Source organism: Pseudomonas sp. UBA6753, assembly GCF_002453565.1.
GTDB classification, from domain to species: Bacteria; Pseudomonadota; Gammaproteobacteria; order Pseudomonadales; family Pseudomonadaceae; genus Aquipseudomonas; species Aquipseudomonas putida_Z.
In genome coordinates this window covers 81639-93403 of the sequence record NZ_DKHD01000054.1, presented here as the reverse complement: position 1 = coordinate 93403, position 11765 = coordinate 81639, and the positions used below count along the sequence as shown (strand labels likewise).

The following is an 11765-nucleotide window of genomic DNA, read 5'->3' as shown; positions in this document are numbered from 1 at the left end:
GACTCAGCCGTTGACGCGTTCGAAGATCTTCTCGATCTTTTCTTTGAGCACCTGGGCGGTGAACGGCTTGACCACGTAGCCATTGACGCCGGCCTGGGCCGCTTCGATGATCTGGTCGCGCTTGGCTTCGGCGGTCACCATCAGCACCGGCATGGATTTCAGGCGATCGTGGGCACGCACCTTGCGCAGCAGGTCGATGCCGGACATGCCAGGCATGTTCCAGTCGGTCACCAGGAAGTCGTAGTGGCCGTTCTCCAGCATCGGCAGCGCCGTGGTGCCGTCGTCGGCTTCTTCGGTGTTGGTGAAGCCCAGGTCACGCAACAGGTTCTTGATGATCCGCCGCATCGTCGAAAAGTCGTCAACGATGAGGATTTTCATGTCTTTGTTCAAGTAGACCTCCAAGCAGTCTCAAACGCGCTCGGCCCCGAGCGCGCATTCACAATTCGGTACAACGTAGAAAACGACTGCAACGACAGCGGCCTCAACGCGCCCGCCATTCCCCCAGGCGGCTGCGCAGGCGCGCGGCACACTGGCTGTGCAACTGGCTGACCCGCGACTCGCTGACCCCCAGCACCTCACCGATTTCCTTGAGGTTCAGCTCTTCGTCGTAGTACAGCGCCAGCACCAGGCGCTCACGCTCCGGCAGGTTGGCGATGGCCTCGGCCAGGGCGGCCTGGAAGCGCTCGTCCTCCAGGCCACGCGCAGGTTCCACCTGGCCACTGGCGCCATCCTCATGCAGCCCTTCGTGCTCGCCGTCCTGCAACAGGTCGTCGAAGCTGAACAGGCGGCTGCCCAGGGTATCGTTCAAGATCCCGTAGTAATCATCGAGACTCAATTGGAGTTCGGCAGCAACTTCATGATCTTTAGCGTCACGGCCGGTTCTGGCTTCAACCGCACGCATCGCGTCGCTGACCATGCGGGTGTTGCGGTGCACCGAACGCGGTGCCCAGTCGCCCTTGCGCACTTCGTCCAGCATGGCCCCGCGAATGCGGATGCCGGCGTAGGTTTCGAAGCTGGCGCCCTTGCTGGCGTCGTACTTGTTGGCCACTTCCAGCAGGCCGATCATGCCGGCCTGGATCAGGTCCTCGACCTGCACGTTGGCCGGCAGCCGCGCCAGCAGGTGGTAGGCGATGCGCTTGACCAGCGGGGCGTAGCGCTCGATCAGCTCGTACTGCGCGTCTTTCGACGCCCGGCTGTACATCTTGAAACCGCTGGCGTTCATAGCACAGGTCCCGCGCTGGTGGGCTGCACCAGACGCTCGACAAAGAACTCCAGATGGCCGCGCGGGTTGGCCGGCAGCGGCCAGCTATCGACCTTCTGGGCAATCGCCTTGAAGGCCAGCGCGCATTTGGAGCGTGGGAAGGCTTCGTACACGGCACGCTGCTTCTGCACCGCCTTGCGCACGCACTCGTCATACGGCACGGCGCCCACGTACTGCAGGGCAACGTCGAGGAAGCGGTCGGTGACCTTGGTCAGCTTGGCGAACAGGTTGCGGCCTTCCTGCGGGCTCTGCGCCATGTTGGCCAGCACCCGGAAGCGGTTCATGCCGTAGTCGCGGTTGAGCAGCTTGATCAGGGCGTAGGCATCGGTGATCGAGGTGGGTTCGTCGCATACCACCAGCAGCACCTCCTGGGCGGCGCGCACGAAGCTGACCACCGAATCACCGATACCGGCCGCAGTGTCGATCACCAGCACGTCGAGGTTGTCGCCGATTTCGCTGAACGCCTGGATCAGCCCGGCATGCTGGGCCGGGGCCAGGTGCACCATGCTCTGCGTGCCCGAGGCCGCCGGCACGATGCGCACACCACCGGGGCCCTGCAACATCACGTCGCGCAGCTCGCAGCGCCCTTCGATGACATCGGCCAGGGTCCGCTTGGGGGTAAGGCCCAGCAGCACATCGACATTGGCCAGGCCCAGGTCAGCGTCGAGCAGCATGACCCTGCGGCCAAGCTCGGCCAGCGCCAGGGACAGGTTCACTGAAACGTTAGTCTTGCCGACGCCACCTTTGCCACCGGTCACGGCGATCACCTGTACGGGATGCATGCTACCCATGTCTGTTCTTTACCTTGTCTCGCTGGGACTCAGGCCACACGTAGGGCAATTCTGCGTACCCCTTGGCATAGCTACCTTGCACACATTTCATCATCAACCCGCTCGCCGTGGGTTGTGATAGAGATCAGCGAACATGTCGGCCATGGCCTCTTCGCTGGGCTCGTCCTGCTGCTGCACATTGACCGCGCGGGAGACCAACTGGTGCCCCCGTGGCAGGTGCAGGTCGTCAGGAATGCGCGGCCCGTCGGTCAGGTAGGCCACTGGCAAATCATGACTGATGGCAAGGCTCAGCACGTCGCCAAGGCTCGCCGTTTCATCGAGTTTGGTCAGGATGCAACCGGCCAGGCCGCAGCGCTTGTAGCTGTGGTAGGCGGCGGTCAGCACCTGCTTCTGGCTGGTGGTGGCCAGCACCAGGTAGTTCTTCGCGGCAATGCCACGCCCGGCCAGGGTGTCCAGTTGCATGCGCAGGGCCGGGTCGCTGGCCTGCAGGCCGGCGGTATCGATCAGCACCACGCGCTTGCGCAGCAGCGGCTCCAGCGCCGCGGCCAGCGACTGGCCCGGGTCGACGTAGGTCACCGGCACGTTGAGGATGCGGCCCAGGGTCTTGAGCTGCTCCTGGGCGCCGATGCGGAAGCTGTCCATGCTCACCAGCGCCAGGTTCTGCGCGCCGTACTTGAGCACGTAGCGGGCGGCCAGCTTGGCCAGGGTGGTGGTCTTGCCCATGCCGGCCGGGCCGACCATGGCGATCACCCCGCCCTCTTCTATCGGCTCGACCTCGGGGATTTCGATCATCCGCGCCAGGTGCGCCAGCAACATGCGCCAGGCCTGGCGTGGCTCGTCGATCTCGGCAGTCAGGTCCAGCAGCTCACGGGCGATCGGCCCAGACAGGCCGATGCGTTGCAGCCGGCGCCAGACGGTGGCCTGCTGCGGCTTGCTGCCCTGCAGCTGGTTCCAGGCCAGCGAGCCGAGCTGCACTTCCAGCAGCTCGCGCAGGCCCGACAGCTCGGAGCGCATGGCATCGAACAGGCGCGGGTCGACCGGCGCCGACGCAGGCGCTGCAGCAGCCTCGGGAACATCGACATGCGGTTCGATCAACGGCTCGGCGGCGGTCAGCGACTGGCCGGCGAACAATTGGCGGTTGTTGTCGCTGCTGTCCTGGCGGTGGCCCAGCTCGGCCTGGGCGGTGGCGATGCGCGTATGGGTCTTGCGCAGCTCTTCTTCCAGTTCGGCGTTGGGCACACGCGGGGCCAGGGCGGACAGCTTGTAGTCCAGCGCGGCCGTCAGCTCGACACCGCCGGCGATGCGACGGTTGCCGATGATGGCGGCATCGGCGCCCAGCTCATCACGGACCAGCTTCATGGCCTGACGCATATCGGCGGCGAAAAATCGCTTAACTTGCATTATCCCCTACCTCAGCCGTTAGGGCCCACGGTGGCAACGATGGTGACTTGCTTGTTGTCCGGTATTTCCTGATACGCCAGAACATGCAAATTCGGTACAGCCAGGCGACCGAAACGCGACAGCATGGCGCGGATCGGGCCGGCGACCAGGAGGATGGCCGGCTGGCCCTGCATTTCCTGGCGCTGGGCCGCCTCGATCAGCGAACGCTGCAGCTTCTCGGCCATGCTCGGTTCCAGAAGAACACCGTCTTCCTGACCTTGCCCGGCCCTTTGCAGACTATTGAGCAAAATCTGTTCCAACCTTGGCTCCAGGGTAATCACTGGCAGCTCCGACTCAACGCCGACAATGCTTTGCACGATGGCGCGACACAATCCGACGCGCACTGCCGCCACCAGCGCGGCGGTATCTTGACTCTTGCCGGCGTTGTTCGCGATCGCCTCGGCGATACTGCGAATATCGCGCACTGGCACTTGTTCAGACAACAACGCTTGCAGCACCTTGAGCAGGCCCGACAAGGAAATGACACCCGGCACCAGCTCTTCTGCAAGTTTAGGCGATGCCTTGGCCAACACCTGCAGCAGTTGCTGGACCTCTTCATGGCCGATCAGCTCGTGGCAGTGCTTCTGCAGGATCTGGTTCAGGTGGGTGGCCACCACGGTGCTGGCGTCGACCACGGTGTAGCCCAGCGACTGCGCCTGGGAGCGCTGGCCGACATCGATCCACACGGCTTCAAGGCCAAACGCCGGGTCGCGCGCGGCAATGCCGTTGAGGGTGCCGAACACCTGCCCCGGGTTGATTGCCAGTTCGCGGTCCGGGTAGATCTCGGCCTCGGCCAGGATCACCCCCATCAGGGTCAGGCGATACGCGCTGGGCTGCAGGTCAAGGTTGTCGCGGATGTGCACGGTGGGCATGAGGAAGCCCAGGTCTTGCGACAGCTTCTTGCGCACGCCCTTGATCCGCGCCAGCAATTGGCCACCCTGGTTGCGATCGACCAGCGGGATCAACCGGTAGCCGACCTCCAGGCCAATCATGTCGATCGGCGTGACGTCATCCCAGCCCAGCTCCTTGGTTTCCAGCGCACGCTGTGGCGAGGGCAGCAGGTCCTGCTGGCGCTGCGCCTCCTGCAGCGCCTGAGCCTTGGCCTTCTGCTGCTTCTTCCACACCAGGTAGGCACCACCACCGGCCAGCAGGCCGAGGCTGAGGAAGGCCACGTGCGGCATGCCCGGCACCAGGCCCATGACGATCATCAGCGCGGCGGACACCGCCAGGGCCTTGGGCGAATCGAACATCTGCCGGTTGATCAGCTTGCCCATGTCCTCGGAGCCCGAAGCACGGGTAACCATGATCGCGGCAGCGGTGGACAGCAACAGTGATGGCAATTGCGCCACCAAACCGTCACCGATGGTCAGCAAGGCGTACACCTTGCCGGCATCGCCAAAGCTCATGCCGTGCTGCAGCATGCCGATCAGCATGCCGCCGATCAGGTTGATGAACAGGATCAGCAGGCCGGCGATGGCGTCACCGCGGACGAACTTGCTGGCACCGTCCATCGAACCGTAGAACTCGGCTTCCTGCGCCACTTCGGAACGACGGTGCTTGGCCTGGGCCTGGTCGATCAGGCCGGCGTTGAGGTCGGCGTCGATGGCCATCTGCTTGCCGGGCATGGCGTCGAGGGTGAAACGCGCGCTCACTTCCGAGATACGCCCGGCGCCCTTGGTCACCACCACGAAGTTGATGATCATGAGGATGGCGAACACCACGGCACCGACCACGTAGTTACCGCCGATCACCACCTCGCCGAAGGCCTGGATCACCTTGCCGGCGGCGCCGTGGCCCTCCTGGCCATGCAGCATCACCACCCGGGTGGAAGCCACGTTCAGGGCCAGGCGCAACAGCGTGGCCACCAGCAGGATGGTGGGGAATGCGGCGAAGTCGAGCGGGCGCAGGGCGTAGACGCAGACCAGCAGGACCACGATCGACAGGGCGATGTTGAAAGTGAAGAACACGTCGAGCAGGAACGGCGGTATCGGCAACATCATCATTGCCAACATCACCAGCAGCAACAGCGGCACACCCAGATTGCCCCGGCCGAGCCCGGCCAGGTTGTTACGGGCGTTGCTGATTAACTGAGTGCGATCCACCGCGAGTCCTCTTGATGCAAAACTTTGACGCACAGGGCGCGCCTGGCGCTGGCTTTGCAAGAAGCCTTCCAACTTTGCTCGACGGGGGATTTATGTTGCCTGTTCCGGCCTCTTCGCGGGCACGCCCGCTCCCACAGGTGCGGCGTCACCCTCGAGGAGCATGAAGTCCCTGTGGGAGCGGGCGCGCCCGCGAAAGGGCCAGAAGCCCTACACAAAGTCAACTGTCGCGGCGCAGGCTTGGCAAGAAGCTTTCCAACTTTGCTCGACGGTGGATTATGTTGTCTGTTCCGGCCTCTTCGCGGGTGAACCCGCTCCCACAGGTGCGGCGTCGCCTTCGAGGAGCATGAGGTCCCTGTGGGAGCGGGCGTGCCCGCGAAAGGGCCAGAAGCCCTGACACAAGGTCAACTGTCGCGGCGCAGGCTTGGCAAGAAGCTTTCCAACTTTGCTCGACGGGGGATTTATGTTGCCTGTTCCGGCCTCTTCGCGGGCACGCCCGCTCCCACAAGTACGGCGCCGCCCTCGAGGAGCATGAGGTCCCTGTGGGAGCGGGCGTGCCCGCGAAAGGGCCAGAAGCCCTGACACAAGGTCAACTGTCGCGGCGCAGGTCCGGCGGAATCGGCAGGTCGTCCTTCAGCGGCTCTGGCCGCTTGCCTTTGCCAGCCCGGTACTGGCGGATCTGGAACACATAGGCCAGCACCTGCGCCACCGCCAGGTAAAGCCCGGCAGGGATTTCCTGCTCAAGTTCGGTGGAGTAGTAGATCGCCCGCGCCAACGCCGGCGATTCGAGAATCTGGACCTTGTGCTCCACGCCGATCTCGCGAATCTTCAGGGCAATGAAATCCGTCCCCTTGGCCAGCAGCAACGGCGCCGCCCCGCCTTTCTCCGGGTCGTATTGCAAGGCCACCGCATAATGCGTCGGGTTGGTGATGATCACGTCGGCTTCGGGCACAGCCGCCATCATGCGCCGCTGCGAAGCCTCACGCTGCAGCTGGCGAATACGCTGCTTGACCTCGGGCTTGCCTTCGCTGTCCTTGTACTCGTCCTTGATTTCCTGCTTGGTCATCTTCAGCTTGTTGTGCGTCTGCCACAGCTGGAACGGCACGTCCGCCGCCGCAATCAACAGCAGCCCGGCCGACATCCACAACGCACTCCAGCCCACCACCTGCAGGCTATGGATGATCGCCTGCTCCAACGGCTCATTGGCGATGGCGAGCAGCGCCTGGCGGTCGTTGACCAGCACCACTACTGCCACGACCAGAATCACGAAAAACTTGGCGAGTGCTTTCAATAGCTCGGTCAGGGCGTTCATCGAGAACATGCGCTTGATCCCCGACAAGGGATTCATGCGGCTGAATTTCGGCTGCAGCAGGCTGCCGGAAAACAGGAAACCGCCCAGGACAATCGGCGCGACAAAGGAAATCACGAACAACAGGATCAAGATCGGCTGCACCGCCCAGATGGCCATCTTGCCCGAGGCCAACAGGAAGACACCCATGGCCCGCTCATCGACGATGAAGTCGCGGGTCAGGCTGAAGTTCATGCGCATGATCGCCAGCAGTGTCTCGGCCAGGTGGCCGCCGAACGCCAGCAGGCCACCGGCGCCGGCCAAGGTCACCGCCACCGTGTTCAGCTCCTTGGAACGCGCGATCTCGCCTTTCTCGCGGGCATCGCGCTTGCGCTTGTCGGTGGGTTCTTCTGTCTTGTCCTGACCGCTTTCGCTTTCCGCCATGCTCAGCGCGCCCTTGCCAGATCACGCAGCCATTGCAGCGCTTCGCTGGCCAATGCCTGGTAATGGGAAAGTATGTCGGCCAGGCCGACCCAGAAAATGAACATGCCCATGACCAGGGTCAGCGGAAAACCGATGGAGAAAATGTTCAGCTGCGGCGCGGCACGCGTCATTACGCCAAAGGCGATGTTCACCACCAGCAACGCGGCGATAGCCGGCAGGATCAGCAGCAGGCCGGCACCGAACACCCAGCCCAGGCGCCCCGCCATCTCCCAGAACTGATTGACCACCAGCGCATTGCCCACCGGCAAGGTGGTGAAGCTTTCGGTCAGCACCTCGAACGCCACCAGATGGCCGTTCATCAGCAGGAACAGCACGCTCACCAGCATGGTCATGAACTGGCTGATCACCGCAACGTTGACGCCGTTGGCCGGGTCGACCATCGATGCGAAGGCCATGCCCATCTGCACCGCGACGATCTGGCCAGCGATGACGAAAGCCTGGAACAACAACTGCAGCGACAACCCGAACAACGCCCCGACGATGACCTGCTCGGCACACAGCAGCAGGCCGCGCAGGCTCAGCGGATCGAACTCGGGCAGGGGCGGCAGGGCCGGGACGATCACCACGGTGATAGCCACCGCCACGTACAGACGCACCCGCGCCGGCAGCATGCGGGTGCCAAAGATCGGCATGGTCATCAATACTGCCGTCACCCTGAACAACGGCAGGATGAAGGTGGCGACCCAGGTGCCGATCTGCGTGTCGGTCAGCTCCAGCATCGGCGCGTCAACCGATCAGCTGCGGGATGTTGGTGTACAGACTGGTGATGTACTCCATGAACTTCTGCACCAGCCACGGCCCGGCGACGATCAGCGTGACCAGCATCACCAACAGGCGCGGCAGGAAGCTCAGGGTCTGTTCGTTGATCTGCGTGGCGGCCTGGAACATGGCCACCACCAGGCCCACCAGCAGGCTGGGCACCACCAGAATGGCGACCATCAGGGTGGTCAGCCACAAGGCATCACGGAACAGGTCGACAGCGACTTCAGGTGTCATCGGCGGCTCTCCTTGACGGCGTCAGACGCCGCCGAAACTGCTGGCCAAGGTGCCCATGATCAGCGCCCAGCCATCGACCAGCACGAACAGCATGATCTTGAACGGCAGCGAGATGATCAGCGGCGACAGCATCATCATACCCATGGCCATCAGCACGCTGGCTACCACCATGTCGATGATCAGGAACGGGATGAAGATCATGAAACCGATCTGGAACGCAGTCTTCAGCTCGGAGGTGACGAACGCCGGCACCAGGATCGTCAGCGGCACCTGGTCCGGGCCAGCGATGTCGGTACGCTTGGACAGGCGCATGAACAGGTCGAGGTCGCTTTGCCGGGTTTGCGCCAGCATGAAGTCCTTGAGCGGCCCCTGGGCCTTGTCGATGGCCTGCTGGGCAGTCATCTGCTCCTTCAGGTACGGCTGCAGTGCGTCCTGGTTCACCCGGTCGAACACCGGCGCCATGATGAACATGGTCAGGAACAGCGCCATGCCGGTCAGCAGCTGGTTCGACGGCGTCTGCTGCAGGCCCAGGGCCTGACGCAGGATCGAGAACACGATGATGATGCGGGTGAAGCTGGTCATCAGGATGACGAACGCCGGGATGAAGCTGAGCGCCGTCATGATCAGCAGGATCTGCAGGCTGACCGAATACTCCTGCTGCCCGTCCGCGGTATTGGACAGGGTAATGGCCGGGATCGACAGCGGGTCGGCCCCCAGGGCCAGCGGCGCAGCCAGCAGCAGCGCCAGAGTCAACAACACACGCAGCGCGCCACTCATCACTTCTTGTCCTTAGGGTCCTTGCCCATCAGCTCCATCAGCCGCTGGGCAAACTCCGGCGTCGCCTGGCGGGCGTTTTCCGGCACTTCCACGGGTTCGGCCAGCACATGCAGGGCCTCGATGCTGCCAGGGGTATGGCCGATCAGGATCTGCTCCTTGCCCACCTGCACCAGCAGCAGGCGGTCACGCGGGCCGATGGCCCGGCTGCCGACGATCTCGATCACCTGCCCGCCCTTCACCGCGGTGCTTTGCATGCGCCGCAGCAACCAGGCCAGGAAGAAGATCAGGCCGACCACCAGCAGCAGGCCGAAGACCATCTGCGCCAGCTGCCCACCGAGGCTGCCAGGCGCGGTTGCCGGGGTTGCCGCCGGTGTGGCCGCGGCCAGGCAAGCCTGGCTGGCGAGCAGCGCGGCGAGCGCCGCGATGGCGCGCATCGTGCCCTTCACTCAGCGCAGCTTCTTGATACGTTCGCTGGGGCTGATCACGTCGGTCAGGCGGATGCCGAACTTCTCGTTGACCACCACCACCTCGCCATGGGCAATCAGCGTGCCGTTGACCAGCACGTCGAGCGGCTCGCCGGCCAGGCGGTCGAGCTCGATCACCGAGCCCTGGTTTAGCTGCAGCAGGTTGCGGATGTTGATCTCGGTACTGCCCACTTCCATGGAAATGTTCACCGGGATATCCAGGATCACGTCCAGGTTAGGGCCTTCGAGGCTGACGTTTTCGTTCGGCTTCGGCGAGCTGGCGAACTCCTCCATCGGCAGGCGGCCCGCGCCGCCGGTGCTGCTACCGGTGTCACCACCCAGCAGTGCATCGATATCGGCCTGGCCGGCCGCACCGGTTTCTTCCAGTGCCGCAGCCCATTCATCGGCCAGTGCCTGGTCCTCTGCGGAGGTGATCTCGTTTTCGTTAGCCATGGTTTCCTCGACAGGCATTCAATTCGTTATGAGCGACCGGCACGCGTCAGCGGCGTTCGATCGGGTCGATGATCTGCAGCGCCAGGTTGCCCTTGTGCGAACCCAGGCGCGCCTTGAACGACGGCACGCCGTTGGCGCGCAGCACCAGGTGCTCGGGCAGCTCCACCGGGATCACGTCACCAGGCTGCATGTGCAGGATGTCGCGCAGCTTCAGCTGGCGCCGGGCTACGGTGGCGGTCAGCGGCACGGCCACATCCAGCACGTCCTCGCGCAGGGCCTTGACCCAGCGCTCGTCCTGGTCATCCAGGTCGGACTGGAAACCGGCGTCGAGCATTTCCCGCACCGGCTCGATCATCGAGTACGGCATGGTCACGTGCAGGTCGCCGCCACCGCCGTCCAGCTCGATGTGGAAGGTGGACACCACCACCGCCTCGCTGGGGCCGACAATGTTGGCCATGGCCGGGTTTACCTCGGAGTTCATGTACTCGAAGGTGACCGGCATGATTGCCTGCCAGGCTTCCTTGAGGTCGACGAAGCACTGGTCCAGCACCATGCGCACCACGCGCAACTCGGTGGGGGTGAACTCGCGGCCTTCGATCTTGGCGTGGCGCCCGTCGCCGCCGAAGAAGTTGTCCACCAGCTTGAACACCAGTTTGGCGTCGAGGATGAACAGCGAGGTACCGCGCAGCGGCTTGATCTTGACCAGGTTGAGGCTGGTCGGCACATACAGCGAGTGCACGTATTCGCCGAACTTCATCACCTGCACGCCGCCCACTGCCACGTCGGCGGAGCGGCGCAGCAGGTTGAACATGCTGATACGGGTGTAACGGGCGAAACGCTCGTTGATCATTTCCAGGGTCGGCATGCGACCCCGCACGATACGGTCCTGACTGGTCAGGTCGTAGCTTTTGATGCTGCCAGGCTCGGATGCACTCTCGGTCTGCACCAGCCCGTCGTCGACGCCATGCAACAGGGCATCGATTTCATCCTGGGACAGCAGGTCCTGTACGGCCATTGCGGACTCCTACTGCAATACGAAATTGGTGAACAGCAACTGGTCGACGACCGGCTTGCCGACTTCCTTCTGTGCCACTTCCTGAACCACTGCGGTGGCCTTCTGGCGCAGCATTTCCTGCCCCACCGGGCTGCCGGCCAGGGTGTCGAAACCTTGCCCGGAGAACATCATCACCAGGTTGTTGCGGATCACCGGCATGTGCACCTTGAGGGCGTCCAGGTCAGCCTGGCTGCGCGCTTGCAGGGTGATGCTCACCTGCATGTAGCGCTGGCGGCCGTTCTGGTTGAAGTTGACCACGAAGGCCGGGGCCAGCGCTTCGTAGATAGCCGCTGGCTTGACGTTGCTGGCTGCAGGATCGGCGGCCGGGGCCGGCTCGCTCTTGTGCATGATGAACCAGGTAGCGCCCACCGAAAGGCCGATCGCCAGCAACAGGCCCACTACCGCCAGCAGGATCAGCTTGAGTTTGCCTTTAGTGGCGGGGTCTTTGACTGCTTCGCTCTTCGCCATGCCAATAATCCGTCGTCCATCGGGGGTTCAAGGGAGGATGGCTTGGCTTGAGCAAGTGTTATGCCAGATTTTGCAGAGGATGGATTCCAGCAGGTTTTGCAGTGCTGCCTTCTTCGCGGGCACGCCCGCTCCCACAGGCAACGCACAGGATTCGAAACCGATGAAATTCC

The 11765-nt window shown here is 63.5% G+C and carries 13 protein-coding genes; all 13 read right to left on the bottom strand.

The genetic code is table 11. The features are described 5' to 3' along the window. Nucleotides 1–3: 3 nt before the first annotated feature. On the bottom strand, nucleotides 4–378 hold the full coding sequence (locus tag B2790_RS20900) for a chemotaxis response regulator CheY (protein WP_075045918.1): 375 nt from the start codon (nucleotides 376–378) through the stop codon (nucleotides 4–6). 103 nt (nucleotides 379–481) lie between these two features. Continuing rightward, nucleotides 482–1222 carry an RNA polymerase sigma factor FliA gene (fliA, locus tag B2790_RS20895; protein WP_286919652.1) on the bottom strand — a complete coding sequence of 247 codons (741 nt, stop codon included), beginning with the start codon at nucleotides 1220–1222 and terminating at the stop codon, nucleotides 482–484. Beyond that, nucleotides 1219–2052 carry a flagellar synthesis regulator FleN gene (gene fleN, locus B2790_RS20890; RefSeq protein WP_003254408.1) on the bottom strand — a complete coding sequence of 278 codons (834 nt, stop codon included), beginning with the start codon at nucleotides 2050–2052 and terminating at the stop codon, nucleotides 1219–1221. The genes fliA and fleN overlap by 4 nt, the downstream gene beginning before the upstream one ends. 93 nt (nucleotides 2053–2145) lie before the next feature. Beyond that, the gene (gene flhF / locus B2790_RS20885; protein ID WP_085589005.1) at nucleotides 2146–3453 is read right to left on the bottom strand and encodes a flagellar biosynthesis protein FlhF; all 1308 of its coding nucleotides are present in this window, start codon (nucleotides 3451–3453) and stop codon (nucleotides 2146–2148) included. 11 nt (nucleotides 3454–3464) lie between these two features. Then, nucleotides 3465–5594: a flagellar biosynthesis protein FlhA gene (flhA, locus tag B2790_RS20880; protein WP_286919651.1), complete on the bottom strand. Its 2130-nt coding sequence runs from the start codon at nucleotides 5592–5594 to the stop codon at nucleotides 3465–3467. Nucleotides 5595–6180: 586 nt separating this feature from the next. Beyond that, nucleotides 6181–7323 (bottom strand): flagellar biosynthesis protein FlhB, encoded by a 1143-nt coding sequence (flhB, locus tag B2790_RS20875; protein WP_286919650.1) that lies wholly within the window; start codon nucleotides 7321–7323, stop codon nucleotides 6181–6183. A 2-nt stretch (nucleotides 7324–7325) separates the two neighbouring features. Continuing rightward, a complete protein-coding gene (gene fliR, locus B2790_RS20870; protein ID WP_085589009.1) occupies nucleotides 7326–8102 on the bottom strand; it encodes a flagellar biosynthetic protein FliR in 777 nt (258 codons plus the stop codon). Between the two features lie 7 nt (nucleotides 8103–8109). After that, nucleotides 8110–8379 carry a flagellar biosynthesis protein FliQ gene (fliQ, locus tag B2790_RS20865; RefSeq protein ID WP_075045922.1) on the bottom strand — a complete coding sequence of 90 codons (270 nt, stop codon included), beginning with the start codon at nucleotides 8377–8379 and terminating at the stop codon, nucleotides 8110–8112. A gap of 21 nt (nucleotides 8380–8400) precedes the next feature. Then, the gene (gene fliP, locus B2790_RS20860) at nucleotides 8401–9156 is read right to left on the bottom strand and encodes a flagellar type III secretion system pore protein FliP (protein WP_003257293.1); all 756 of its coding nucleotides are present in this window, start codon (nucleotides 9154–9156) and stop codon (nucleotides 8401–8403) included. Further along, nucleotides 9156–9590: a flagellar biosynthetic protein FliO gene (fliO, locus tag B2790_RS20855; RefSeq protein WP_085589202.1), complete on the bottom strand. Its 435-nt coding sequence runs from the start codon at nucleotides 9588–9590 to the stop codon at nucleotides 9156–9158. Before fliO ends, fliP begins: the two co-directional genes overlap by 1 nt. Nucleotides 9591–9602: 12 nt before the next feature. Then, nucleotides 9603–10073 carry a flagellar motor switch protein FliN gene (gene fliN, locus B2790_RS20850; RefSeq protein ID WP_003257291.1) on the bottom strand — a complete coding sequence of 157 codons (471 nt, stop codon included), beginning with the start codon at nucleotides 10071–10073 and terminating at the stop codon, nucleotides 9603–9605. A gap of 46 nt (nucleotides 10074–10119) precedes the next feature. Continuing rightward, complete coding sequence (fliM, locus tag B2790_RS20845; protein ID WP_013973595.1) at nucleotides 10120–11088, bottom strand: flagellar motor switch protein FliM; 969 nt, start codon at nucleotides 11086–11088, stop codon at nucleotides 10120–10122. A 9-nt stretch (nucleotides 11089–11097) separates the two neighbouring features. Beyond that, the gene (fliL, locus tag B2790_RS20840; RefSeq protein WP_025340078.1) at nucleotides 11098–11595 is read right to left on the bottom strand and encodes a flagellar basal body-associated protein FliL; all 498 of its coding nucleotides are present in this window, start codon (nucleotides 11593–11595) and stop codon (nucleotides 11098–11100) included. Nucleotides 11596–11765 lie beyond the last annotated feature (170 nt).